Annotated in this window: 21 protein-coding genes and 2 pseudogenes; 9 read left to right on the forward strand and 14 right to left on the reverse strand. The window is 53.8% G+C overall.

Annotation, left to right across the window (positions count from 1 at the left end):
• The first annotated feature begins 499 nt into the window (after positions 1-499).
• Complete coding sequence (locus tag AC1ROI_RS11930; RefSeq protein WP_197678973.1) at positions 500-1,033, forward strand: hypothetical protein; 534 nt, start codon at positions 500-502, stop codon at positions 1,031-1,033.
• Between the two features lie 123 nt (positions 1,034-1,156).
• Positions 1,157-1,741, forward strand: a complete 585-nt coding sequence (locus tag AC1ROI_RS11935) for a hypothetical protein (RefSeq protein WP_144443500.1) — start codon at positions 1,157-1,159, stop codon at positions 1,739-1,741.
• A gap of 120 nt (positions 1,742-1,861) precedes the next feature.
• Here AC1ROI_RS11935 and AC1ROI_RS11940 read toward each other — a convergent pair.
• Positions 1,862-2,044, reverse strand: a pseudogene (locus tag AC1ROI_RS11940) (transposase); the annotation flags it as partial.
• Between the two features lie 211 nt (positions 2,045-2,255).
• Here AC1ROI_RS11940 and AC1ROI_RS11945 point away from each other — a divergent pair.
• The 4 genes and pseudogenes from AC1ROI_RS11945 (at position 2,256) to AC1ROI_RS11960 (ending at position 5,854) form a co-directional block, all read left to right on the forward strand.
• On the forward strand, positions 2,256-3,020 hold the full coding sequence (locus AC1ROI_RS11945; RefSeq protein ID WP_146012996.1) for a hypothetical protein: 765 nt from the start codon (positions 2,256-2,258) through the stop codon (positions 3,018-3,020).
• Complete coding sequence (locus AC1ROI_RS11950) at positions 2,974-3,774, forward strand: hypothetical protein (protein ID WP_102595700.1); 801 nt, start codon at positions 2,974-2,976, stop codon at positions 3,772-3,774. The genes AC1ROI_RS11945 and AC1ROI_RS11950 overlap by 47 nt, the downstream gene beginning before the upstream one ends.
• 349 nt (positions 3,775-4,123) lie before the next feature.
• A pseudogene (locus tag AC1ROI_RS11955) lies at positions 4,124-4,264 on the forward strand (integrase); the annotation flags it as partial.
• 153 nt (positions 4,265-4,417) lie between these two features.
• Positions 4,418-5,854 (forward strand): IS1182 family transposase, encoded by a 1,437-nt coding sequence (locus AC1ROI_RS11960; RefSeq protein WP_083376154.1) that lies wholly within the window; start codon positions 4,418-4,420, stop codon positions 5,852-5,854.
• Positions 5,855-6,122: 268 nt separating this feature from the next.
• Here the strand turns inward: AC1ROI_RS11960 and AC1ROI_RS11965 are convergent, their stop codons facing one another.
• The 3 genes from AC1ROI_RS11965 to AC1ROI_RS11975 form a co-directional block, all read right to left on the reverse strand.
• Positions 6,123-7,448 (reverse strand): epoxide hydrolase family protein, encoded by a 1,326-nt coding sequence (locus tag AC1ROI_RS11965; RefSeq protein WP_083376159.1) that lies wholly within the window; start codon positions 7,446-7,448, stop codon positions 6,123-6,125.
• A gap of 104 nt (positions 7,449-7,552) precedes the next feature.
• Positions 7,553-8,458 carry an alpha/beta fold hydrolase gene (locus tag AC1ROI_RS11970; protein WP_172962176.1) on the reverse strand — a complete coding sequence of 302 codons (906 nt, stop codon included), beginning with the start codon at positions 8,456-8,458 and terminating at the stop codon, positions 7,553-7,555.
• Between the two features lie 10 nt (positions 8,459-8,468).
• Positions 8,469-9,182, reverse strand: a complete 714-nt coding sequence (locus tag AC1ROI_RS11975; RefSeq protein ID WP_083376160.1) for an SDR family oxidoreductase — start codon at positions 9,180-9,182, stop codon at positions 8,469-8,471.
• Between the two features lie 194 nt (positions 9,183-9,376).
• Here AC1ROI_RS11975 and AC1ROI_RS11980 point away from each other — a divergent pair, with 194 nt between their 5' ends.
• Positions 9,377-9,967: a TetR/AcrR family transcriptional regulator gene (locus AC1ROI_RS11980; RefSeq protein ID WP_083376161.1), complete on the forward strand. Its 591-nt coding sequence runs from the start codon at positions 9,377-9,379 to the stop codon at positions 9,965-9,967.
• A 90-nt stretch (positions 9,968-10,057) separates the two neighbouring features.
• On the opposite strand, the gene AC1ROI_RS11985 is transcribed toward AC1ROI_RS11980, so the two are convergent.
• The 5 genes from AC1ROI_RS11985 to AC1ROI_RS12005 all read right to left on the reverse strand — a co-directional run bounded on the left by AC1ROI_RS11985 (position 10,058) and on the right by AC1ROI_RS12005 (position 16,999).
• Positions 10,058-10,300 carry a hypothetical protein gene (locus AC1ROI_RS11985; protein ID WP_083376162.1) on the reverse strand — a complete coding sequence of 81 codons (243 nt, stop codon included), beginning with the start codon at positions 10,298-10,300 and terminating at the stop codon, positions 10,058-10,060.
• A gap of 293 nt (positions 10,301-10,593) precedes the next feature.
• Positions 10,594-11,856 carry a tyrosine-type recombinase/integrase gene (locus AC1ROI_RS11990; protein ID WP_256581639.1) on the reverse strand — a complete coding sequence of 421 codons (1,263 nt, stop codon included), beginning with the start codon at positions 11,854-11,856 and terminating at the stop codon, positions 10,594-10,596.
• 151 nt (positions 11,857-12,007) lie between these two features.
• The gene (locus tag AC1ROI_RS11995) at positions 12,008-12,622 is read right to left on the reverse strand and encodes a hypothetical protein (protein WP_083377289.1); all 615 of its coding nucleotides are present in this window, start codon (positions 12,620-12,622) and stop codon (positions 12,008-12,010) included.
• 8 nt (positions 12,623-12,630) lie between these two features.
• Positions 12,631-14,709 carry an integrase gene (locus AC1ROI_RS12000; RefSeq protein WP_102595701.1) on the reverse strand — a complete coding sequence of 693 codons (2,079 nt, stop codon included), beginning with the start codon at positions 14,707-14,709 and terminating at the stop codon, positions 12,631-12,633.
• Entirely contained in the window at positions 14,675-16,999 is a 2,325-nt protein-coding gene (locus tag AC1ROI_RS12005) for a hypothetical protein (protein WP_083376164.1), read from the reverse strand. The genes AC1ROI_RS12000 and AC1ROI_RS12005 overlap by 35 nt, the downstream gene beginning before the upstream one ends.
• 74 nt (positions 17,000-17,073) lie before the next feature.
• On the opposite strand from AC1ROI_RS12005, the gene AC1ROI_RS12010 reads away from it, so the two are divergent.
• Positions 17,074-17,376 (forward strand): 50S ribosome-binding protein YggL, encoded by a 303-nt coding sequence (locus tag AC1ROI_RS12010; RefSeq protein WP_083376165.1) that lies wholly within the window; start codon positions 17,074-17,076, stop codon positions 17,374-17,376.
• A 94-nt stretch (positions 17,377-17,470) separates the two neighbouring features.
• On the opposite strand, the gene AC1ROI_RS12015 is transcribed toward AC1ROI_RS12010, so the two are convergent.
• On the reverse strand, positions 17,471-18,661 hold the full coding sequence (locus AC1ROI_RS12015; protein ID WP_077748202.1) for a benzoate/H(+) symporter BenE family transporter: 1,191 nt from the start codon (positions 18,659-18,661) through the stop codon (positions 17,471-17,473).
• A 392-nt stretch (positions 18,662-19,053) separates the two neighbouring features.
• On the opposite strand from AC1ROI_RS12015, the gene AC1ROI_RS12020 reads away from it, so the two are divergent.
• Positions 19,054-19,818 (forward strand): GntR family transcriptional regulator, encoded by a 765-nt coding sequence (locus AC1ROI_RS12020; protein ID WP_010456474.1) that lies wholly within the window; start codon positions 19,054-19,056, stop codon positions 19,816-19,818.
• Between the two features lie 157 nt (positions 19,819-19,975).
• Here AC1ROI_RS12020 and guaD read toward each other — a convergent pair whose 3' ends face one another.
• The 4 genes from guaD to xdhA form a co-directional block, all read right to left on the reverse strand.
• Complete coding sequence (guaD, locus tag AC1ROI_RS12025; RefSeq protein ID WP_010456473.1) at positions 19,976-21,280, reverse strand: guanine deaminase; 1,305 nt, start codon at positions 21,278-21,280, stop codon at positions 19,976-19,978.
• Between the two features lie 8 nt (positions 21,281-21,288).
• Positions 21,289-22,134: a xanthine dehydrogenase accessory protein XdhC gene (gene xdhC / locus AC1ROI_RS12030; protein WP_077748203.1), complete on the reverse strand. Its 846-nt coding sequence runs from the start codon at positions 22,132-22,134 to the stop codon at positions 21,289-21,291.
• 115 nt (positions 22,135-22,249) lie between these two features.
• Positions 22,250-24,649 carry a xanthine dehydrogenase molybdopterin binding subunit gene (gene xdhB / locus AC1ROI_RS12035; protein ID WP_102594713.1) on the reverse strand — a complete coding sequence of 800 codons (2,400 nt, stop codon included), beginning with the start codon at positions 24,647-24,649 and terminating at the stop codon, positions 22,250-22,252.
• Positions 24,642-26,096 carry a xanthine dehydrogenase small subunit gene (gene xdhA / locus AC1ROI_RS12040; protein WP_010456467.1) on the reverse strand — a complete coding sequence of 485 codons (1,455 nt, stop codon included), beginning with the start codon at positions 26,094-26,096 and terminating at the stop codon, positions 24,642-24,644. The genes xdhB and xdhA overlap by 8 nt, the downstream gene beginning before the upstream one ends.
• Positions 26,097-26,172: the final 76 nt, after the last annotated feature.

The raw sequence follows: 26,172 nt of genomic DNA on the forward strand, positions 1-26,172 counted from the left end.
TCACGGTTGACTGCGGTTCGTACCTTCAGTCTGGCACTCAAGATGCCGAGGTGAGGAGGAGTCCATCCCATTGCTTTAGGTCGCGAGCGGCTGTTCACCACAGGCAGCATTCGGCCAAGAGCGGACAGTGGACACTGTGATGGCAAATGGGTAACGTCAACGACACTGCTAGGCATTTTCCTCGTAATAGTTAGGTGCTTATGGAGTCCGTCCAATGGGGGGCCGGCGACTCCTGACTTTTGCAGTTCCAGGAGGATTGATGAGTTGCTTACCGAGTCATGGCAGAGTCTCCTGCTCACGTTGCCATTGTAGTATCGCTCCACAATTCGATGTATCCATGCGCTCGGAGGGAGATTGGCGAATTACAGCCAACCCTCTGGCATGGGGTAGCACTAAGCCCGAGGTCGTTGTACTTGGCTTCTCCAAGGGCCCGACTCAAGCTGGAGCGCTCGCTTCCACAGCTCACGACGAAATTGCGTACAAGGGGAGTCGCCTCAACGTGGGCAAGATTCTGGCACACGTCGGGCTCATCCCCACCGACGAACCCGATAAGCTGAAGAAACATATAGACCGTCTTATCGCGGATAAGTCCGGGCGCTTTCATTTCGCATCACTCATTCGTTGCACTGTAGAGCGCTACGATCGCAGGTCTGTATCCTGGAAAGGATCGGGTGGCGGCATGCTGGACAAGTTCATTGCTACCCAGTTCGGCGCATCGGTCGCAACTAACTGCACAACTACCTTCCTCCGTGACCTGCCGGAAGAGACTCGGCTCGTTGTCATGTTTGGTCTGGGTACGGGACTGAATTATGTAGCGTCCGCTTATGACCTATTTCGCCGCGCTCGCCCTGGCGTGTGGAAAATGATCAGCTCAGTTGCTTATACGGACGGAAAAATCACAGTGGTTCATGTTGAGCATTTTGCAGCTCAAGGCGCTTTGATTCCTAACTGGTTAGGGGTAAATGCTCACCCGAGAAGTAACCTTGGCCTCCTCTCAAGAGCTGCGGTCGAAGCATCAGGAGTCAGTATCTAACAACTCATCCAAGCTGAAGGTCCTAAGCTAGTTTAGCCTAATTGACATTAATTCTAATGGGCTCTCGTGCTCATTCTTACTCAGCTACACCCCATTGGCAAAAATCAGGTTCGGGGAATACGTATGACTGATCAACCGTTGTTTGAAGGTGCTCATTTTCAGACGATACTTACAAAAGAGCCGCTGAAGGAAGCAACTATTTTTTGCCAAGGATCGAACAGCATGTTGTTTGAGCGCGACAACAGACTCTATCGCCTTACTCTCGAAGGATGCGGTCACAATTTTCTCGCCCAGCAGTCGGCCGAAGGCAACCGTAATGTTGTCGAGATCATTTACGATTACGGCGCGGTCGGGCCCTCTGATTCTTCACTCCCAGGAAGCGCAAATGAGTTCTATTGGTTAGCCGAAGTGGAAAGGTTAGTGAGCGTAGATGAGACCAGTGAAACTTTACTTGCTTGCATATTGTCGGGGTTGCTCGACGACAACGATGATTTACCAGCCAACTGCGAGCTTTCTGAACAATGCCGGGCCTTAGCCGACGAGCATCCAGATTTGGCAGGAATATTGATAACTCTCGCCAAGTCAGCGGAATTTGCGGAGCGCCATGAAGGTAACGTCGATGCCAAGATTGACAATATTATGAGGCGACCCACTACTGGGGATCTGGTCTGGACTGACCCACTAGGCGGGTGCCTTTATGAGCCATAAATCAAAAGAGGGGACAATAACAGAACACCATCCAATTTACTGGCACCCCCGAAGACCCGAGCCCATATTGCCCACTATAATCCATAACTGCCTTACGCCTCATCATTTTCTGGACGAGACCAGCCGAAGCTGCATTTCCTCCAATACAGCTTCATGTTCCCAGCGCCGAATTCGTCGTTCCGTGCTCGGTGTGCACTGTGCTTTCAGCACGCAGCCCTAGCATGTCGAACTCCAATAACGGTGCAACTTCAGGCATTTTTCAACGTAGGAATATTGCCAGATCAACGCCTTTCCAGCGGGGCAAATGCAAGAGCCGCTCAGAGGGCTAAGCCCTCAACGCTCTTTCTCTTTGGGATAGGTTTGCTACCAGAAAACTACTGTGCACCAGCCGTTTTTGACTGTCGAGACTCCTTGCGGTCAGGGCGTTAGTCCTCGTCAGAAAATTTTTAATCTTTCTGTGCCGCTTTCGCTAATATACTGAGGCTGGCGGGAGCATCCAATAAGGACTGGGCGTATGGAAGATCTTATTAACCTATTAAGTCGCTTTGAATCACAGAAGTTTGTGAAAAATCAGGATGTACTGGCTGGAAGTATTCTTTTTGAGCAGCGATCGCATTTTTTTTCTTATAATAAAAAAGAAAGGGATAAGATCTTAAAAAAAATTTCTTCTCTAAGTTCATCTGGCCTTGGAAAAGTCGAAGCTTATGTGACAGCATTCTATTCCGGTGCAGCGCCAGCGAAGCAGTTGGATATAATTTTAAGCTATTCTGATTACGTGCTGATGACCAAGCGGCGAGCTTTGACCAATGATGTGATCGAAAATATTAGATCTTCTATAGAGGCTCACACCAGTACTCCCTGGAGGCAGGTTTTATCCGATTATTTGCGTTGGCCGACTACTGATGCACCTGAGTCACTAAAAAAAATTCTGACCCCGTTCATAGATGATGTAGGTGTGTTGTCTGCCTGTGGATATAGTGTAGGGAAAAATGGTAAAACCAAGAATGAAAGAATCAATGTGCTCGAAGATATTTTAAAGGGCGACTTGCGAACTTTGGATTTAAGTGTTTCTTATGTCTTATCGTGGGGGGGGCCTAACTCTGTTTCTAGATTGATGAAACTAGCCAAGACTATCGCTGCCCTCTGTCGAAATGCAAAACGATCCAAGGCGGATTACCTGCAAGCTGTAGAAAATTGGACCGAGGACTTGACCTACCTTAAGGAAAATCATTATGAAAAAGTCAAAGAATCAGCGCTTGAAGCTTGGCCGAAACTTTGATGCTGTTAAGGATCAGTACAAAAACTGCCCGATAAGTACGATCGTTGAGTTGTTGCAGCTAATGATGAGAGCTGAGTCCGTAGCAGACCCTTTTGGGGTCGTTGAAGAAGTTTTGGCTGGCGCCCATGGCAAAATTTTCTCCGGGGGGGATGACGCTAAAACCCTCCTAAATGTTTTTTATTGGCTGCTCAATGGCAAAGAAAAAGAGGCATTGTTAAAATACGTAGATTTTTATCTTCCATACAGATTGAATTGTGATCAGTTTGTATTCTCTCAAGGTAAGGTAAAACAAGCTAACTGCAACTATCTGATAGGGTTAAGTCTTTCAGACATTTTAAATAACATAAACCTAAAACAAAAGCCCACAGTTTCGATTTTCAAATTCATCTCCGAGTCGCCTAAGCTTGCGGAAATCATAGCCAAGGATCTACTTCCCCACGAGTTCGGTTCGATTGGATATCACCAGTACGGAAGTCAGGCTAAAAAAAAACGTAGACGTATTGCCCTTCGAGAGACCATGTTTAAAGAAACCTCCAATGCACAATCTTACCTCTTGGACGATCCTGGCTCTCCCCGAAGAGCGGCAGCGATTGCTGAAGCACTGATAAATGGTATTCATATAATGAAGAAGAATGATGCATCGGTTGATTTGCTGTCAAAAGCTTGGAAGGAAGATATTTTATTTTTGCGGTCAGAGTTTTATGACTCAGTTTTACACCTAAAGGGTGTTAAGTGGCCGCAGATTTCAGTCTGAGGCTGGGAACGCAGCTCTTTTTGAGGATCCGATTAAACTGACCATTAACCCATCTTTCGTCTGACGCAACCGTGATCTCTTTCGGCGAACCGGACTTATTAGCCACTTGGTCTAGCTAAGCCTTCCGTTTCCGGGCCAGAGTGTGTCCCACGAGGGCACTGACAACGAAAGGCTGGAGCGCGGAAGAGTATGGCGCAACTCAACGATCTCTGATTTTTCACATCAGGACGACTCTGGAGCGGAAAGTCCCCCTTTCCGGCTTTCACCAACGATTGCTTTGTGTCGATTAGCGACCACCACGCATTGCGACTGATCCACCCTTGTCCTCCCTCAACCTGGAGGACAAGCCATGAACACTATTGCTTTAAATCGCCATCGACCTTGGAACAAGGGAAAACTTGCAGGGTAGAAAGCTCCCCTCCGAGTCAAAAATATCTGGTCTATTCGGGTCAGGCTTCAGCTCGCAGAGAATGCACGGGATCTGGCTCTCAGACCTGAAGTATCGGCGAACTCAGACCAGGATTAATCCATCCGCTTGTGGCCGGTTGTTGCCTGTGGTGAGGGTCAGCAAACGACCCAGGCTGTGTGAAAACGCCAGTGATTGTCTAACCTTCTGATCGTCTAGATCGTATCGGGGGCGATCATGAAGCGATTTATTGAAGGTGAGGCTCGGACGCAAGTCACCTTGCTGCCGGAGTGTCTGGACGATTACGTAGCCGAAGAAAATCCAGTGCGCGTGGTCGATGTTTTCGTCGATGAACTCGACCTGAGCACACTTGGTTTTGGGGGCGTCGATCCTGCCGCAACGGGTCGTCCGGCCTATCACCCAGCGGTGTTGCTGAAGATCTATATCTACGGCTATCTCAATCGGATTCAGTCCAGCCGTCGGCTTGAGCGTGAGGCCGAGCGCAACGTCGAGTTGATGTGGTTAACGGGGCGTTTGGCCCCGGACTTCAAAACCATTGCCGACTTTCGCAAGGACAACGGCAAAGCCATTCGCAGCGTATGCCGCCAGTTCGTAGTTCTTTGCCGCAACCTCAATCTCTTCTCCCAGTCGATCATCGCCATCGACGGCAGCAAATTCAAAGCCGTCAATAATCGCGACCGCAACTTCACTCAGGGCAAAGTGAAGGCACGCATGCAGCAGATCGAGCAGAGTATTGATCGATATCTGGCGGCGATGGATTCGGCGGATCGGGCAACACCCGAAGTCGCCGAGGCCAAAGCAGAGCGGCTTAAAGAAAAGATAGAAACACTGAAAAAGCAGATGCAGAAACTCAAGGACATCGAGGCGCAGCTCCACGAAAGTCCAGACCAGCAGATCTCCCTCACAGACCCAGATGCACGCTCAATGGCCACAAGCGGCCGAGGCACCGGAACGGTGGGCTACAACGTACAAACAGCGATCGACGACAAACACCATCTGATCGTTGCCCATGAGGTGACCAACGTTGGTAATGATCGTGGGCAACTGAGCAATATGGCGAACCAGGCGCGTGAAGAAATCAAGGCTGAATCGCTAACGGTGGTGGCCGACCGAGGCTATTACAAAGGTCTGGAAATCCTTGCTTGCGAGCAAGCCGGCATCACTACCTTCGTACCGAAACCCCTCACATCGGGCAGCAAAGCCGAAGGCCGATTTGGTAAGCAGGACTTCATCTACCTTGCTGCATCGGACGAGTATCGATGCCCTGCGGGACAGTTACTGACCCGGCGGCATTCTTCGGTGGAAGACGGCATGCTACTGCACTGTTATTGGTTCTCGGGCTGCCAGTCCTGCGCAATGCACAAGCAATGTACGACGGGTAAGGAGCGCCGGGTAAAGCGCTGGGAACATGAAGCCGTAATCGATGCGATGCAGGTACGGCTGGAAAATGATCCAACGATGATGAGGCGTCGCCGACAGACCGTTGAACATCCTTTTGGAACGCTCAAATATTGGATGGGAGCCACCCACTTCCTGACCAAAACCCTACCAAGGGTAAGCACCGAAATGAGCCTTCATGTGCTCGCCTACAACCTCAAACGAATGATGAGCATTTTCGGCATCGCAGGACTGCTTGAGGCGATCAGGGCGTGAATCCAGCCGTTTGATCGTCCGTGAGTGGCTGTTTGGGCCGCTGACGCGGCCCAAACAGCATTTACGAACGCCTATGTAGCTGACGAGGGCAATTCGCGCTTCAGTCTGCTGGTTTCGCAGGCAACGCCCGTAGCTCTCAACTTTCGACGTATTCAGTGCGTTTTCACACGGCCTGGACCCAAAGCAGCCGGTCAGCGTCAGCAGCCAGATGGACATCGGTGTATGGCCTACCCGGTAGTTCAACGGGCAGACCAATGCAACGCAATGCTTACCGCAAGGTGCGGAAGGCTGCGCGCAGTTCTTTGGCGAACAATTCAGGCTGTTCCCAGGCCGCGAAATGGCCGCCCTTATCCACTTCGTTGAAATAGATCAGGTTGGGATAGGCGCGCTCGGTCCAGGATTTCGGCGCCTGATAGATTTCGCCAGGGAACACGGTCACCGCGACAGGGATCTTGATATCCCGGGTCTTCTGTTCCACGGCATTGAAGTTGTTGGTGTTGTTTTCCCAGTACAGGCGAGCGGAGGAGATGGCGCTGTTGGTCAGCCAATAGAGCGAAATGCCATCGAGTATTTCGTCTTTGGTCAGGGATTTTTCTGCATCGCCGCCACTGTAGGTCCACTGGTTGAATTTATCGAACATCCACGCGGCCAGGCCGGCGGGTGAATCCGACAAACCGTAGCCGACGGTTTGTGGCCGGGTGCTCATCATGGCGCCGTAAGCCGCATTTTTGCCGAAGAAGGTTTTCAGCGACTCATAGGCTGCGGTCTCCTTGGCCGACAGACCGGCGGGCGGCGGGGTGCCGTCGTTGATGGCCTTGGCGACATCGGCAGGCACGGTGGCGGGCATGTTCACGTGAATCCCCAGCAAGCCGGGCGGTGCCTGGCGTCCCATGGCGTCGGCGATCACCGAGCCCCAGTCGCCACCTTGCGACACGTAACGCTGGTAGCCCAGACGCTTGACCAACACATCCCACGCCATGCCGATACGGTCAGGCCCCCAGCCGCCGTCGATGGGTCTCTGCGAGAAACCGTAGCCGGGCATCGACGGAATGATCACGTCAAAGGCATCTTCGGCACGACCGCCGTAGGCCGTCGGGTCGGTCAGCGGGCCGATGGCCTTGGTCAGCTCCAGAATCGAACCGGGCCAGCCATGGGTGAGCAGCAGCGGCAGGGCGTTGGGATGTTTCGATTTGACGTGGATGAACTGGATGTCGAGGCCGTCAATGTTGGTTACGAACATCGGCAAGGCATTGAGTTGGGCTTCAACTTTGCGCCAGTCGTATTGCGTCCCCCAGTAACCGACGAGTGCCTGCAGTTTCTCAAGCTGCACGCCCTGGGATTGGTCGCTGACCGTTTCGCGGTCGGGCCAACGGGTCGCCAGGACGCGTTTGCGCAGATCGGCCACCGCGTCCTCAGGAATGTTGACCTTGAAAGGACGAATGGCGCTGTCCTTCTCGACGATGGCGGCGGCCTCGGGCGTTGTAGCGGCCCGGGCGTAAGAGGGCGAGACGAGGGCGACCAGTGCCAAGGCACCAGCGGTTACTGAAACAGCTAACAGGCAGCGACGAAACGCCGCAAACGATAGTGCTGACATGGTCGTACTCCAGGGGATTGGGGCGATAAAACAGGGACTACATTGGATTTCCTTACGGCGACGGCGTGTCGCTCAAAGGGTTTTCGAAAGCGATGGGATTCGGCCTAGTCCAGGAAGGCATTGGTTTGCTGCACGAAATCGTTGGCGTACTGGAACAATGCGCCGTGCCCCGAACTTGGATAGATCAGCAACTTGGCCTTCGGAATATGCTGTTGCAGCGTGTAGGAGTTCTCGGTGGGCACCATCACGTCCTTGCTGCCGTTAACCACCAAAGTCGGCTGGGTAATCTGGCTCAATTGCGAAAAAGTGCCGTCACCGGGAGCGCTCCATTTTCCCAGCGCCGCGCCTTGGGCCGCGATGACCTTCATCGAACTGAGCTTGTCGAGGCCTTCCGTGCGCTGGTGACGCCTTTCCCAGAATTCCCGTGCGGCCTGCTGGCTTGCGGGTGCCGGATCGAAGAACAGATAAGCGGTCTCTTCCTGCGTGGCGATCGATTCGCGCAACGCAATCCCCGGAACCCGGGGATCATGTCCCGAGACCCCGCCACGCGGCGACGTTCCCGCCAGGATCAGCCGGCGCACCAGTTGCGGATGACGCAACGCTACTTCCTGCGCCACCATGCCGCCGATTGAGAAGCCAAGCACGTCGACCTGCGTCAACCCGCGGGCGCGAGCAAAGGCAGCGACGTGATCAGCCATGGCTTCGAACGAATCGGGTGTTTCACCGCTGCTGAGGCCCACGCCGGCATTGTCGAACAGGTAGACGGGCCGTTGCTGCGCCAGGCCATCAGTCACAGCCGGGTCCCAGTAATCCATGTTGCCGCGAAAGTGCTGGAGCAAGATGACAGGCACGCCCGTCTGCGCGCCGAACTGGCGATAGGCATACCGCACACCGTCAGCTTCAACGAATTGATTGGGTGCGCTGTTATGGGTGGCCGCCGGCGCGGCGATGGCGCCGCTGACCGAGATGGCTAAGACAGCCCCGAGGGCCAGTCGCTGGAAGAGGTGCATGGTGGGCTCCTTACGCGACGGTTTCGGGATTCAGGTAAGCCGCTTGCTCAGTCGACAGGCTGGCCTTTATGGCGCGTGTGCCTGTGTCTGCGAGCACTTCTTTCACGCCGGCTTCCACGCCGTCCAGCGACTGGATCACGACGTCGGATGGCTGGACTTTCGGTACGTCAAAACCGTGGGTCAGGTCGGTGTCGATAAAGCCGACGTGCAGGCCTTGCACGCTGGTGCCCTGACCTTGGAGTTCAATGCGCAGCGAGTTGGTGAAGCTCCATGCAGCCGCTTTCGATGCCGCGTAGGCGGACAGGAACGGCGCGGCAACCCAGGCCGCATCCGACAATACGTTGACGATCGCGCCGCCGCCGTTGGCTTTAAGTACAGGGGCGAAGGCCAGGCTGACGTGCATGACGCCGTAATAGTTGGTTTCGAAGATTTCACGAGCGGCTTCCACCAGGCCAGGATCGAGCATCGATGGCAGAAGGCGGGCAATGCCGGCATTGTTCACCAGCAACGTCACATCACCTGCCTGGGCCACCGCCGCGGCTACTGATGCCGGGTCGCTGACGTCAAGGCGAATGGCGATCACCCCCGGAATGTTGACACCTTCAGGGTTGCGCACTCCGGCGTAGACCTTGCTCGCACCGCGGGCCACGAGCTCTTTTGCGAACGCGAGGCCCAGACCACGGTTGGCGCCGGTAACGAAGGCTACGGAATTTTTTATTTTCATGAGATGTACTCCGGTTGGATGAGCGGTTATCGCCCTGTAAGATTGCGCTCGCAATCATTGAATTAATAATGGTGGTCGCATTTATTAAAGTCAACATAAATATTCTGTACGTAATAAAGCATGGTAAAGCAGTGGTTGTGGTTAATTGTGATCGCAATCATAGTGTGCAAGGATGAGCGCAGAGGAGCCCCATCATGAAAATCTCGAAAGAAAAATCAGAAGCCAATCGCGCCGCGCTGGTGGAGACCGCCAGCCGTCTGTTTCGCGAGAAAGGGATCGATGGTGTGGGCGTCGCTGAAATCAGCAAGTCGGCCGGCCTGACCCACGGCGCGCTGTATGCGCACTTCCCCTCCAAGGAAGCGCTCGCCGCCGAGGCACTGGCGTGGAGCCTGGAGCAGGGCAATGCCAAGCTTTATACGGGCACAGTCGATGGCGAGCCGGACCTGGAGCGTTTCCTGTCCGACTATCTGGCGGTGGACAGCCTAGACAACTACGCCGAGCATTGCGCAATGGCCGCGTCCGCCAGCGAAATCGGTCGTCAGGATGTTGCGATCAGCGCGAAGTTCACCGAGGGTTACATGGTGCTGGTGCGGGCGTTCGAGCGCAGGGTCGCCGCTAACAACCCTGACGTCAACGCACTGGCCACCGCCATGGGCATCGTTGCGGCCATGGTCGGCGCCCTTTCGGTTGCGCGCGCCACGGCGAAGGCTAGGCCGGAGGTGTCGGCCGAGGTGCTGCGAGGCGTGCGTCACATGATCGACGCCGCGCTCTGCAAATCGGTTTGATTGGAAAGACATGCGATAAAAAAGGTTGATGCAATGAGCTAAATAGATGAATCGAGGTTCGCCACTATCACCTTATTGGCGTTGGCGGCCCTAGTTTGAATGTCTGCTTTTGGCCGTTAGCAGTCGCTCCGGCGCCATCATCACCGCAAGCGTCATCTTGATGAATTCTTCATTCCGGTCGAGCGCTTCCAGAGCGCCACGTACATTATCGGCGACGTCGGCAGCGCCACGCTGTTCGATCCAGTTGGACAGTTCCAGAATGGCCGCTTCGAGGGCGAGCTGGTTATCGTTGATCATGAACAGCAGGGAGGGGAGCAGGTGTGAGTTTAGCATCACGAATCCTCTGTTTTAAGGTCCGCGTAGCAGGGCGCTCAGGTGGCAATATTCCCCCGGTATGTCGTCATAGGTAAATGTCGCATCTACCCGCTTGAAGGGCAGTAGTCGACCCATAGAATGTTATCGCCAGAGCAGATTGCCCCAGCTACCTAAATTACTGACCCAGGCTCCTACCTTGTATACCATTACCAGTGCTGGATTTTTGCGGATTGGTTGGGTCAGTGTGGTATTGGCCATTGATTATTAGAAAAGGATTTCCAGATTTCATATACCAGACATTTTGCTATTTTTTATCGAAAAGGTTGATCGGCATTTTCTAGTGCGCGCTGCATTGTTTTGGACAGAAATTCCTCTCGTTCAATAAATTTAACTTTAGATATTCTGTCTTTTTTCAAAGCTTCTAATAGCCGTTTTCTACGCTTTTCATAGGCTTCATACGTTCGAGCAAATTGAACATTATGAACAATCTGCTCGTATTTAGATTTGATCTTAAATGCATTGTCGACGTACTGCAGAAAGCTTTCTAAAACGGCATGACCACTCATGGATAAAGCACGCTCTGCCAGCATCTTGTTGGTTAATAGTGTTTGTCTAAAAGATTCGGGGCTTAGCGCTTGGGTTTCGGCAATGAGTTGTGCAGCTATATTGGTACAAAACGCATGCCTGAATAGGTGCGCGCAGGCCTGCTCTTCGATTCCAGCCGCGCGTCGAATGATTGAAAACTCTGTCGTAATAGTGTCAATTCCCAAAGGGCGTCCCCCACGCTCAGTGACAAAGAGGAAGCCGTGATCTGAAATATCTTTGAAACGCTTCATCACCAGGCGGCGTTCACCTCGAATGTAGTTTATAAGTTCGTCAACAAGGGCGGGGCTTAATTCAATAGCTCGTGTGACACCGGTCCTGCCTTGCTTTAGTGTGTTAATAGTGATCATGGGTCTTTCGACTTTGGCGGCGGAAATCACAGAGGCGACAGTGATAGATTGAACTTCTGCTCTCCTGGCACCTAGTTCTTCGAAGAGTGAAATCATTATGTGTCGTCGAGTGCAGATAAACTCTGATGTAGAGATTTCATCGATTGCATTGCGCAATTCTGCAATGGTCTTTTCGTTGATAGGTCTGCGTGTTCTAAGGGCGTTTGCTGTTCTAAAGGACCTGTGGTGAACACTAGAGCATTTGAACGCCTTGCCATTTCGATATAGAAAAGCATCTATCATCTCTATAGGGATGGTGCCGCCAATGCCAACAAAATTAGGAGTGCCGCTTAGATTGCCAACAAATGTAAGAAAGCTTAAACACCGTCTGCCGATTCCTGTTATGGTTCGCTCGGTTCTTTTAAGCTGGTTAGGTTGGTCAGGTTTTTTTTCTTTTCTTAATCCATCTATAAAGCAACAAAAGTCATCGTCAGAAATTGACGTTAATCCTAAATTATTATAATAGCAAAACCTTATTAAGTGGCTGATTTGACTGGCATATTGTCCAAATGTCCCTCCTTTTGTGCCGCTTCTTGAGGGGCCATGACCACCTCGGCCGGGCTGAGTCCGCAATTTGATCATATAGCTATTTGCGGGTAGACAAGGGGATCCATCGGGCCAAGTCATGAAAGGTATATTATTTCCATCAATCGTTTGTATCTTGCACCGCGATACATAATCGTAGAGTCGGAGCTCAAGGATGGGAGTGAATAGTTGAGACGTTCCCGGAAAATCAACGATTCGCTTCATAATCGGACGCCAACTTCAGTGGGCTTGTGGGGGAGACAGTTTTCAGTTGAGAAAAAGGTGGTGGATTCAGACCTAGGATACTAATCATCCGGCTGAGAGCATCATCAATGCGCTTTTGCCTCAGACTTGCATTAGCAGTATCAGAAATGGTGAGCAGGTCTCTTCGGTTAACTTCTAACACCTGAAGCAATACCATATTTACAGCCTGTAACGACGATATTGATGATTTCAGGTTTGAAACTTGGTCAAGTAACGCGGCTAAGGACCTTTTTGGAGGTCTGGGTTTTTCTTTCCCATACCTTGAAAGTGTAATCTGTGCGTGATTTCTTAACTGGTTAAGACATTCAAAGTTATTAGGGGGCGCGCTTGCCGTAAGCCTCTTCTTCAGCGTATTTAAGCTAATGGGGTTGATCGTCAAGCGCTCTTTATTTATTGTAAATTCGAACGCCAAGGAGCAGAGACGGCCCTGGCTCCTTAGCGCAATGATGACCTGTTGATCTTCAGCATACGAGCCAGGGTGATTTATAATATCATTGAGTAATCTGAAAATATTACAGATGGATCTATCAATCAGCTCGCGCTTGGTTTCAGTTGTCATCATATTGCTCAGCTAATAATGAAAAGGACTTTTAAGGATTTTCCATTCTCGTCGTTAAAGAAATGTGGTTCAATCCGGGCCTTGCCCTCCTCAACAAGAGCGGAGAGATAATCTTCGATTTGTTGCTCATCAACCAGTTTGAATGTTGTAGTGCCGAATCTCTCAGCTAGCAGTTGCTGCAGATTTTTATAATTTTCAAGTCGATCTTTCTTTACCAGTTCTGCAAAGTAACGGACTCCCGCACCGCGGATTTCCTTTGCATCTAGAGATTCAGTCAAGTAGTGCCAGACATGTTCAACATCTCGATGGCCGAGCATCCAACGCAAGGTGTCCAATTCGCCGAAACTATTGGTGTAAAAAAACATGATTGCGAAGAAGCGTCGTAGCTGGTGCTGACGTACATAATAGCGCTCGCCATGTTCGTTCAGATCGCTTTCGAAGTAGTCGCAGGCAAAGTCTAGGTGGCGATTATAGTTATAAAGTGAGCAGCCCTGGAAAAAAATGGTACCCAAGACTGACGGGCTGGAAAATAGATCAGATAGATCGTCAATGACTTTGAGTCTTTTTAGTAGTTTTTGAAAACGTTGAAGCTCAGTAATCATTTCGACTGCAATGGCATCAATCGGGCGCGACTCACGTTGTCGCATCCCGAAAGCTTTTCTTGTTGATTTGGCGAGACCAAAAATTAGCCATGATTTGCTGGCGTCTAAACAGGTTGATGCATTCAAACTGACTAATTCGTCGACACGACGCGCCATGATCATACCGATCACGAGTTGAGCGCTGCCAAAGTAAACACAGATCAGTTCTAACAAGCCATGATTAGCCCGAAGATTGTTGTAATAGTCTTTTCTACTTCCTTTTCGTGATTTTCCACTTTTGATTCGCCGATTGCTAGCGATGCCTAGCTTCTTAATTCCAAGGTTAGCCAGTTCAGGTCCAATGATGTCAATAAAAGCAGAATTTGATAATTGAGTCATACCGATTTTTTGAGTCTTGCAGAATGAAGCTATCCTGATAAAGCAATTTAGTAGTTTTCTACCATATTGTAGGTGAAATTCAATACTGCTACGGAATAGTCTAAGCAGATTGGTAGATGGTACGCTTTTAAATCGAGATGGTGTTTTAAGTTCAGGTAAATAATCGGCTATCGAGTCTAATTCGATAGGCGTTGGAAGGCCTAAGGTGCTTAGCGCTGCAGTGCTGAGTAGTGCATATCTGTAATAGAAATATCGCGACTTTTGTAATGCTGTTAAATTGGTGGTTGTAACGCTAACAGGATCGTACTCTTTTCTATAAGTTGGTGCGTTAGGGTAAAAATTAAGAATCTGTAAAGGTGATTTTGATGATTGACCACCCCATAACGTGTCCGGATAGAGCATATCCGAGAGTGCTCGAGTGTTGAGGAAGTAGCCTTGATGATTGCCACCGTAGTATAGTCCTGCTTTCATCAGTGCTGCCCGAGCTCTTGGGATGTCGGACGTGCCGAAGCTTAGCATAAATTTCTCAGGTGCTTCATCACTAACCTCCAACATGCTAGGATATCTTGCGTGTATTTCTTGGACGTCTAGGTCGCTGATTCTATTCATTTCTTGAATGCAAAAATTAGAAACGCGGGCGCGCCATGCGTAAACGGTTTCTTCTGCAAAAGGTGACGATGCCAGTTTGTTCAATATAGCTTTTAGATCATCGCCGTTTATTCCTGCAAGACCATATTGTATTAAGTCGTAACTACCAGCATTGATCAAAATATAATCTATTATTTTTTTTGAATGCGCTAGCCGCACTTGCATACTGCGGAGTCCTAGTGTTGTGAACTCTCCATTAATGCCAGTTGTACTGATGATCAATAAATGCTTCAGGGAACGCAGCAATTGGCAATGTTGCGTATCTGTTAATAAGCTTCCATCCGCTAGCCGAACACTCCAGTCGAGTGTATAAGGAGTTTGCTGTATCGTTTTAACCAACCACTGGTTTTCACAAAAATCATTTAACAGCCAAGGGGCGAGAGTATACGGTAATGCTTCGGAAATGCCGAAGTCATTAAGGAATTCATACCCTGGCGTCAGACCAGTGAGCTGGGACATAGATTAGAGTCTCCATTTTTTTTGCGTCAACTAGCTTCAGTGCTGATTGTAAATGTCTTTTTAAAGATCGGTTATACCCGCTAGAAATTTCTGATTTTATCTTCTCTGCCAGCGACGACCAATATTCGGCGATGCCACAGACTCGAGCTCTGTCCGTGGAGTTAATCACCGCGGCTTCGACTGAGAGAAGTGAAGCTAGAAACGGGACGCTAATTGAAAAAACAGCCTCCGATGTTTCGACTTCGTTTAGCTCCGCTTTGCGTTCGGGGTCTGATGCCTGCGAGGGGATTTCTTTAATTCGGTGGTTTTCAAGGAAGCTGTGTAGCTCCGCGATACTATTAAATTGTGTGGCTCGAAAAAGATATGGGCTGTCTTTCATTGCTTCGCATACGAGCGCCTTTTGAAAAATTCGGATCCACCGTGCCTTGATGAATGCGAGTAGCGGATCTGGGAGGTAGTGGCTTAATAAGTCTGGATAATAGTGCTCATGACCAAGAGCTTTTGACATGGCTTCCGTACTTCTGCTTTGTATGAATATTTCAATAGCTCTAGATGCCCTAATTTTCGTTAAGCGTACTCGCTTTATAAATTCTACAAGCTCATCCTCAGGAAGATCACTATGAGGATTGAACTCCTCAAGTAGCTCATCGCGCAAATTTTTATAAACACGAAATTTCCCACCGTTCCACGTGGTGGCAGTTGCCTTTTTAAAAGGCATGAGCGCTTTTCCTGAGGTGATAAATAGAAAACGATGGTCGTCGTTATTTGCAGCTTTAAGGCTCCTTCGAGCTAGATCAGTAATCTCAATAATATCCTTTACTACGCTATATGATTTGTCGCTTAATTCTACAATCTGCTCCCGAACATTAGGCTGCTTACGATTTTTATAGCCAATGAGAAGGCGTTTTTCCTCATCGAAGCCGATAAGTTGCCCGTGGTTATCGTACAGCTCGAGACTAATCAGAAAATCCGTTGTAATTTCAGGGTGCTCTAGTACAAGTAGGCATTGGAGGGGGAAAAGGCTCCTTGCTACAGGAAAACCAAAAATATTTGCGAGGTGTAAGGCGTCACAAATTTCACCCGTGTTATGTTCGTACACTTTACAAAGGAATGATGGAGGTATCCTATATGTGGCCTCCGTGTTCTCCAAGGTGGCGCAAATGTCGGCTAGGCTGTACATTTTTGAACGACCCGAGCCGCCTTCATATTTGGGTATCGGGATGCCTTGCTGTGCAAGTAGAACTCGATTCGAGTAACGAGATTTTAATTTTTCTAGTTGAGCTGTTGCCCAACCGCGAACAGTCGCTATATCTTTTTTAATGTGGAAAAAAATAACATTGATTGCTTCTGAGTCTGTGCAATGGAGTGGGATGCTGGTTAGCGCTTTTTCTTGCACGAGAAGTCCATCGGTCCGCTGTTTTACCTGAGTCTCTGAACCATGTTTGGTTGACGGAGGGGGTCTTTTGAACGGTGATGAAATACTTGACCATATTTCTGGTTTACAAAGGCAATGTTGGATTGCATTAAGAAATTTATTCCAGCTTTTTATCCTTGCTTTCGCATCTCTATTTTCTTCTTTTGCGCTTGTGAAGTGTGCAATTGTGAAGTCGTTCATGAAACGCTTCAGGCCTGCTTCATTTTTGAACTCTCGCAGAGGCCATAAGACATGGTTAGCACTAATGTAATCAAACATTAGATTGATTTCGGGTGGGTAAGTGTTTGTGCGGTTACGGAAAAATTGCTCAAGAGAAGTGTGGATTAGCTCAACAAGCTTTTGTCCGTAAGGCTCCACTAGCTGGCTCAGCCGAAGGTAGATAGTAGGTTGGCGTGGCGAGCTCATGGGCCACCCTGCCCAATACCACCTCTTGAATTCGGTTGCAGATGACACCTTTTCGCACACGTTCTCGTCGGGCTTGAATAAGATTGGCTGCCAATCGACGGCGTGGAGGGTCGGATCTAAAATTTTCGCAAAATTAAACGCCTTATAGATGTCTCGGCAGTATCGGCTCGCGATCGGCTTCGAAAGGTCTACTAGCTCCTTTCCTGCCATGGCGGCCGTAAAACCTTGAAGAATTTTTTCGATCGCCGGACGCCTGACTGTCGTCATCGAAATCCGATGGGCGGACACGTCGCAGTAAGCTTCCAAAAATTTAAAAGCCATCAGGATGTTGGATCTCGCACCTGCCCCACCACGGGCAAATTCTGTTTGGGCTATCAGGTCACCTACGTCCTGATCGATTGCGGAGAACGCGTGGAAGCGGATGGCCAGCGAGTCTTTGACAATTGTCATTTTTTTTCTCCGCGGGTTAGCTTATCCTTCGTCAAGGTTTACTGCTTCTTAGGGTTATTTGACGATAGACGCTAATTAGTAAAACAAAAGAGCTGGGTTTCGAACTGAACCTGGATTTCAAAGAAGATTTGGCTGATGAAGCCATTGATGCTTTCCTCGACGCGTTCCTGAAAGAAGCCATGGAAGCCAACGGTCTGGGTTATGTTGGCGGCGACGACTTCGGTCTGGTTTGCCTGCAGAAGCGTGGCTCGGTGTCCGAAGAGCAGCGCGCTGCTGTTGAAGCCTGGCTCAAGGGCCGCAGCGAACTGACCGAAGCAACCGTCAGCCCGCTGATCGACGTCTGGTACCCGGAAAAGCCGATCAATCCGGTAGCTTGATGTCATGAAAAACGGCGACCCAAGGGTCGCCGTTTTTTTATGCCTGCTTTTTTGCAGGTGCATGGCTTGGCCTGCGATGTCGATGTCGGGTCCCTCAGCCCTTGCGCCAATTCAGAATCACCAGCGTCAACACCCCCGCGACAATCCCCCAGAACGCCGACCCAATGGAAAACAGCGTCAGCCCCGACGCCGTGACCATAAAGGTAATCAACGCCGCCTCCCGCTCTTTCACTTCGGTCATGGCAATGCTCAGGCCATTGATGATCGAGCCGAACAGTGCCAGCGCCGCAATCGACAGCACCAGCTCTTTAGGCAGCGCCGCGAACAACGCTGCCAGCGTTGCGCCGAACACCCCGGCAATCCCGTAGAAAATCCCGCACCAGACCGCCGCCGTGTAGCGCTTGTTGCGATCCTCATGGGCATGCGGCCCGGTGCAGATCGCCGCGCTGATGGCTGCCAGGTTGATCCCGTGGGAGCCGAAAGGCGCCAGCAGCAGCGAGGCGATGCCGGTGGTGGTGATCAATGGCGAGGCGGGCACGGTGTAGCCGTCGGCGCGCAATACCGCGATGCCGGGCATGTTCTGCGAAGTCATCGCCACCACAAACAACGGAATACCGATGCTGATGGTCGCGGCCAGGGAGAAGTGCGGCGTGGTCCAGACCGGCGTTGCCACTTCCAGATGGAAACCGCTGAAGTCCAGCAGCCCCATGAACCCGGACAGCGCCGTGCCGATCAGCAACGCTGCGAGCACCGCGTAGCGAGGCGACAGGCGCTTGACCAGCAGATAAGTGAAGAACATCCCCAGCACCAGCCCGGTGCGATGCTGCGCGGCGACGAAGATTTCACTGCCAATCTTGAACAGAATCCCCGCCAGCAGGGCGGCGGCCAATGATGCCGGAATCTTTCTCACCAGCCGTTCGAAGCTGCCGGTCAGGCCGCAAATCGTCACCAGCACCGCGCACGTGATGTAGGCACCGATGGCCTCGCCGTAACTCACGCCGCCCAGGCTGGTGATCAGCAACGCCGCGCCAGGGGTCGACCAGGCGATGGTGATCGGCGTGCGATAACGCAGGGACAGGCCGATCGAGCACACCGCCATGCCAATCGAGATCGCCCAGATCCACGACGAAATCTGCCCGCTGGTCAGGCCCGCCGCTTGTCCGGCTTGAAACATCAGGACCAGGGAGCTGGTGTAGCCGGTCATCATCGCGATGAAGCCGGCGACAATCGCCGACGGTGATGTATCGGCCAAGGGGCGAAGCTGCGTGTGCGTGGCGTCGTTCATGACAGCGGTGTTCCTTATGGCTAACGGTGACTTCAGCGTGGCTTTTGTGGCGAGGGAGCTTGCTCCCGCTCGGCGGCGAAGCCGTCGTAAACCCTGCTGACACGTTTTGATTGAAGCTGCGATCAGGTTGGTTTTGGGGCCGCTTCGCAGCCCAGCGGGAGCAAGCTCCCTCGCCACTGAGTTTGTACGGATCTCAAATTTATGGATTCAAGCCTAAACTCAAAAGTAACCAACCGTTGCGATACAGCAGAAGCGACAAACAGCCGTACAGTCGTGTTGCCACCATCCATTGTGTACAATCGCGCTGTTTATTACGCGATACTTGCCAGCGACCCACTGTGCCGTATTACAGTCACGGTCAATTCGCCGCAGTTCTCCCGACTCGAGTGCCCATGAACGAACAGTTGCAGCCCCTAAAGAAACAACCGCGAGCAGGCAAAGCCGGCCGCAGCGGTACCCAGGACGATATTGTCTACGCGCATATCTTCGAGGCCATCCTCGAACAGCGTCTGGCGCCCGGCACCAAGTTGAGCGAAGAAGCGCTGGGGGAAATTTTCGGGGTCAGTCGCACCATCATTCGCCGCGCGCTGTCGCGCCTGGCTCATGAAGGCGTCGTGCTGCTGCGTCCGAACCGTGGCGCCGTGGTTGCCAGCCCCAGTGTTGAAGAGGCCCGTCAGGTGTTCCTGGCGCGGCGTCTGGTGGAGCGGGCGATCACTGAACTGGCGGTTCAACACGCGACTGCCGAGCAGATTGCCGAGTTGCGGCAAATGGTCAACGATGAGCGCGACAGCTTCTCCCGTGGCGATCGCGGTGCCGGCATCCGCCTGTCGGGCGAATTCCACCTGAAGCTGGCGGAAGCGGCGAAGAATGCGCCGCTGATCAGCTTCCAGCGCAGCCTGGTGTCCCAGACGTCGTTGATCATCGCCCAGTACGAAAGCGGCAACCGCTCCCACTGTTCCTACGACGAGCACACCCAACTGATCGACGCCATCGAAGCGCGCAACGGCGAGTTGGCGGTGAACCTGATGATGCATCACATGGATCACATCGACAGCAAACTCAACCTCGACGAGGAAAGCGCGTCGGATGATTTGCATGCGGTGTTCTCGCATTTATTGCAGACCAAAAAGCCAGGGCGGCCAGCGGTCAAGCTCTGAAAGATCGAGGTGCGGCCTTCGCGGGCAAGCCTCGCTCCTACAGGTTTAACGTTAAGCCCTTGTAGGAGCGAGGCTTGCCCGCGAAGGCGGCTTCAAAAGCAATAAAAAAATCCCCCGCAACCATCGATTGCGGGGGATTTTTTATGCCCGGAATAGCTTAGCGCTGATGCACCTGATTCCCCGCCGCATAGGTCTGCAGCACAGTCCGGTCATCCCCCAGCGTCATCAATACAAACAACGTCTCGGCAATGTTATTGGCCTGCTTCAAGCGATAGCTCAGCAGCGGCGTGGCGTTGTAGTCCAGCACCAGGAAGTCCGCGTCGGTGCCCGGATTCAGCGTACCGATCTTGTCTTCCAGGCGCAGCGCACGCGCACCGCCCAGGGTCGCCAGGTACAGCGATTTGAACGGACTCAGGCGCGCACCTTGCAGCTGCATGACCTTGTAGGCTTCGTTCAACGTTTGCAGCAGCGAGAAACTGGTACCGCCGCCCACGTCGGTGCCCAGGCCGACATTGAGTTTGTGCTTCTCGGCCATCGGCAAATTGAACAGGCCGCTGCCGAGGAAGAAGTTCGAGGTCGGGCAGAAAGCAATCGCCGAACCCGTCTGCGCCAGCCGCGCGCACTCGTCATCGCACAGGTGCACGCCGTGGGCGAATACCGAGCGCTCGCCGAGCAATTGGTAGTGGTCGTAAACGTCGAGGTAGCCCTTGCGCTCGGGGAACAGTTCCTTGACCCACTCGATTTCCTTGAGGTTTTCGCTGATGTGGGTCTGCATGTACAGGTCGGGGTACTCGCTGAGCAACTGGCCGGCGAGGGTCAGTTGTTCCGGGGTGCTGGTGGGGGCGAAGCGCGGGGTCACCGCGTAATGCAGGCGGCCCTTGCCGTGCCAGCGCTCAATCAGCGCCTTGCTTTCCACGTAGCTGGATTCGGCGGTATCGGTCAGGTAGTCCGGGGCGTTGCGGTCCATCATCACCTTGCCGGCGATCATCCGCAGGTCCAGCTGCTCGGCGGCTTCAAAAAACGAGTTCACCGATTGCGGGTGAACGCTGCCGAACACCAGCGCCGTGGTGGTGCCGTTACGCAGCAGTTCCTTGATGAAAATGTCCGCGACTTCATCAGCGTGAGTCTTGTCAGCAAACTGGCTTTCACACGGGAAGGTGTAGGTGTTGAGCCAGTCCAGCAGCTGCTCGCCGTAAGCGCCGACCATGCCGGTTTGCGGTAAATGAATGTGAGTGTCGATGAAACCCGGGGTGATCAGCGCGTCCTGGTAATGAGTGATCTCGATATCGGCGGGCAGGGTCGGCAGCAAGTCGCTGGCGTGACCAAGGGCGCTTATCTGGCCGTTATCGACCACCAGCAGGCCGTCTTCGAAATACTCATACGAGGCTTCGATGCCCACTTCGGCGGGGTCGGCGATGCTGTGCAGGATGGCGGCGCGGTAGGCTTTGCGAGTCAGAGGCATGAGCTTTCTCAGTGGGAGGCTTGGCTGCGGCGTGATGCAGGCAGCAGTTTGGCGATCGATGATCCGGCGCTGGCAGTTTGCTGGCCGAAACTGGCGTTATAGGTGGCGATGATTTCGCCGGCGATGGAGATGGCGATTTCCACAGGCAACTTGCCTTTGACTTCGCCGATGCCCATCGGGCAGCGCATGCGTTGCAGCACGGCGCTGTCGAAACCACGGTCCCGCAGGCGGTGTTCGAACTTCACCCGTTTGGTCTTCGAACCGATCAGGCCGAAGTAGGCGAAGTCGTTGCGCTTGAGGATCGCGGCGGTGAGTTCGAGATCGAGCTGGTGGTTGTGGGTCATGACGATGCAGTAGCTGCCGGCGGGCAGATTGTCGATTTCATCCACCGGTTCTTCGGCGACGATTTTGCGCACGCCGTGGGGGATCTGCTCGGGGAATTCCGCTTCCCGCGAATCGATCCAGCGCACCCGGCAGGGCAGGCTGGCGAGCAGCGGCACCAGCGCCCGGCCGACATGGCCAGCGCCGAACACAGCGATTTGCGCCTGGACCTGGCCCATCGGTTCGAACAGCAGCACGGTCACGCCGCCGCAGCACTGGCCGAGGCTGGCGCCGAGGCTGAAGCGCTCCAGGTGCGTGTCCTGCTTGCCGCTGGCGAGCATCTCGCGGCCGATCTGCATGGCTTTGTATTCCAGGTGCCCGCCACCGATGGTGTCGTAGGCCTGGGTGGCGCTGATGACCATCTTCGATCCGGCATTGCGCGGCGTCGAGCCGAGCTCTTCGATGATGGTCACCAGCACGCAGGGTTCACCCTGGGATTGCAGGTCGGCGAGGGCGTCGATCCAGTTGTACATGTTTCACCTCGACATCTCTGTTGTCTGTTCGGGACTCTTCGCGGGCAAGCCGGCTCCCACAGGGGAATGCGATCAACTGTGGGAGCGAGCCTGCTCGCGAAGGGCGCGCCTCGGTCTAGAGCGAAGCCAACGCCGGCTCTGCCTCGACGGCCTTCGCCGCCTTCAACTGCCGCATCTGTTCACAGCCCCACAACACCCGCTCCGGAGTCGCCGGCGCGTCGATTTTCGGTTGATGCTTGTAGTCGCCCAGACTGGCCACGGCGTCCTTGATCGCACACCACGATGCGATACCCAACATGAACGGCGGCTCACCCACAGCCTTGGAATGGAACACCGTGTCTTCCGGGTTCTTGCGGTTTTCCACCAGCTTCACCCGAAGGTCCAGCGGCATGTCGGCCACGGCCGGGATCTTGTAGCTGGCCGGGCCGTTGGTCATCAGTTTGCCTTTGTTGTTCCACACCAGTTCTTCCATGGTCAGCCAGCCCATGCCCTGGATGAAACCGCCCTCGACCTGGCCGATGTCGATGGCCGGGTTCAGCGAGTCGCCGACGTCGTGGAGGATGTCGGTGCGCAGCATTTTGTACTCGCCGGTCAGGGTGTCGATGATCACCTCGCAACAGGCTGCACCGAAGGCGTAGTAATAGAACGGTCGACCACGGGCCTGACTGCGGTCGTAGAAGATTTTCGGGGTCTTGTAGAAGCCGGTGCTCGACAGCGACACCTGGGCGAAATACGCCTGCTGGATCAGCGCTTCGAAGGTCAGGATGTGATCGCGAACCCGCACGTGACCGTTGTGGAACTCCACGTCTTCTTCGCTGACCTTGTACTGCCGGGCGGCAAATTCGATCAGGCGTTTCTTGATGATTTCCGCGGCGTTCTGTGCGGCTTTACCGTTGAGGTCGGCACCGCTGGAGGCAGCGGTCGGCGAGGTGTTCGGCACCTTGTCGGTGTTGGTCGCGGTGATCTGCACGCGGTCCATTTCCACCTGGAACACTTCGGCTACGACTTGCGCCACCTTGGTGTTCAAACCCTGGCCCATTTCCGTGCCGCCATGGTTCAGGTGGATGCTGCCATCGGTGTAGACGTGGATCAGCGCACCGGCCTGGTTGAGGAAGCTGGCGGTGAAGGAAATACCGAATTTCACCGGGGTCAGCGCCAGGCCTTTTTTCAGGATCGGGCTGTTGGCGTTGTAGCGACGAATCGCTTCGCGGCGTTCGGCGTACTGGCTGCTTTCTTCCAGTTCGGCGGTCATTTCCTCGAGCATATTGTGCTCGACGGTCTGGTAGTAATGGGTGACGTTGCGCTCAGTCTTGCCGTAGTAGTTGGCCTTGCGCACCGCCAGCGGATCGAGGCCCAGATGGCGGGCAATCGCGTCCATCACTTCTTCGATGGCGACCATGCCTTGCGGGCCACCGAAGCCACGGTATGCGGTGTTCGACGCGGTGTTGGTTTTGCAGCGGTGACCGTTGATGGTCGCATCGCCCAGGTAGTACGAGTTGTCGGCATGGAACATCGCGCGGTCGACAATCGATGCAGAGAGGTCCGGCGAGCAACCGCAGTTGCCGGCGAGTTCAAGGGCGATGCCGTGCAGGCGACCGGTGCTGTCGAAGCCGACGTCGTACTCGACGTAGAACGGGTGACGCTTGCCGGTCATCAACATGTCTTCGACCCGCGGCAGGCGCATCTTGGTCGGCTGGCCGGTGAGGTGGGCGATGACTGCGCACAGGCACGCCGGGCTCGCAGCCTGGGTTTCCTTGCCGCCGAAACCACCGCCCATGCGGCGCATGTCGACGACGATTTTGTTCATCGACACGTCCAGCACTTCAGCCACCAGTTTCTGCACTTCGGTGGGGTTCTGGGTCGAGCAGTAGACGATCATCCCGCCGTCTTCGGTCGGCATCACCGACGAGATCTGGGTTTCGAGGTAGAAGTGTTCCTGGCCGCCGATGTGCAGCGTGCCTTGAATGCGGTGTTCGGCAGTCGCCAATGCGCCGGCCGAATCGCCGCGCTGATGGGTGTGGCTGTCGAGCACAAAGTGGCGTTTGCGCAGGGCTTCGACCACGTCCAGCACCGGCTCGAGATCTTCGTATTCGATGATCGCCGCCATGGCGGCTTTGCGTGCGGTTTCCAGGTCTTTTGCGGCAACGGCCAGTACGGGTTGACCGACGAATTGCACATCGTCGATGGCCAGCAATGGATCGCCCGGCAGCAATGGGCCGATGTCTTTCAGGCCTGGCACGTCTTTGTGGGTGATGGCGATGCGCACGCCTTCGAAGGCGTAGCAGGGCGTGGTGTCGATGCTGATGATTTTCGCGTGGGCGCGGTCCGAGAGGCGTGCGTAAACGTGCAGCTGGTTCGGAAATTCCAGACGGTCGTCGATGTACTGCGCTTCCCCGGACACATGTTTGGCGGCGCTGTCGTGCTTGACGCTGCGGCCGACACCGGTGGTCAGGTCCTTGGCGAACAGTTCAGCCAGTTCGGCCTGGGTCTTCTCTACGGCGTGATGGTTAGACATAAGCGGTCACCCGAGTCTCGATGTGCGGTGTTTGCAGTTCGATGAAGTATTTGCGCAGCAGGTTCTGCGCGCTGAGCAGGCGATATTCCTTGCTGGCGCGGAAGTCCGAGAGCGGCGTGAAATCTTCGGCCAGTGCGGCGCAGGCGCGTTCGACGGTGGCGTGATTGAACGGCGCGCCGAGCAACACGGTTTCGCAGTTATTCGCACGTTTCGGAATCGCGGCCATGCCGCCGAACGCCACGCGGGCGTCGGCGATCACGCCGTTGTCGATGCGCAGGTTGAACGCGGCGCAAACAGCGGAAATATCATCGTCCAGACGTTTCGACACTTTGTAGGCGCGGAACAATTGTTCGGCGCTGGCACGCGGCACGATGATCTTCTCGATGAACTCGCTTTCCTGGCGCGCGGTGACGCGGTAATCGATGAAGTAATCTTCCAGCGCCAGGGTGCGACGGGTTTCGCCTTTGCACAAAACGATCTGCGCCCCCAAGGCAATCAGCAGCGGTGGCGAGTCTCCAATCGGCGAGGCGTTGCCGATGTTGCCGCCGAGGGTGCCCTGGTTGCGGATCTGCAAGGAGGCGAAGCGTTGCAGCAATTCGCCGAAGTCCGGGTATTCGGCTTTCAAGGCTTCGTAGCAATCGGAGAGGGCGGTGGCGGCGCCGATTTCCAGACGATCATCGAAGCGCTCGATGCGCTTCATTTCGGCGACGTTGCCGACGTAGATCATCACTGGCAACGTGCGATGGAATTGGGTGACTTCCAATGCCAGATCCGTACCGCCGGCCAGTAGCCGGGCCTGTGGATAAGCATCGTAGAGGTCGGCCAGATCGGCCACGGTCAGCGGCACCAGGCAGCGCTTGTCGCCACTGTTGAGTTCGCCGATGTCGGTAGGGGCGATGGCTTTCAGGCGGGCGATGGTATCGGCTTCGCGCGCATCGAACTGATCCGCTTGCTTGCCGCAGCAGGATTGTTCGGCGGCGGCCAGAATCGGCCGATAGCCGGTGCAGCGGCAGAGGTTGCCGGCCAGCGCTTCGTGGGCCTTGTGGGCGTCGGGCTGATCGCTGTTCTTTTGCAGCGCGAACAGCGACATCACGAAGCCCGGGGTGCAGAAGCCGCATTGCGAGCCGTGGCACTCGACCATGGCTTTCTGCACGCTGTGCAGTTCGCCCTGGTGCTTGAGGTCTTCGACGCTGATCAGTTGTTTACCGTGCAATGACGACACGAACGTCAGGCACGAGTTGAGGCTGCGATAGCGAATGTATTCGCGGCCGTCGTCATCCGTTTGCAGCTCGCCGACCACCACCGTACAGGCGCCGCAGTCACCGCTGGCGCAGCCTTCTTTGGTGCCGGGTTTGCCCACATGGTCGCGCAGATAATTGAGCACGGTCAGGTTTGGGTCCAGGGCGTGCTCGCTACGGAGTTCCTGGTTAAGTAAAAACTGGATCACGGAAGGCCTCGCAGACTCATTATTGTTGTTAACCGACTTGGACCGAATTTATCAGGTCTGACTTTGCGGTCAATGA

It is taken from the genome of Pseudomonas sp. GW823-FHT02C02, assembly GCF_058797635.1.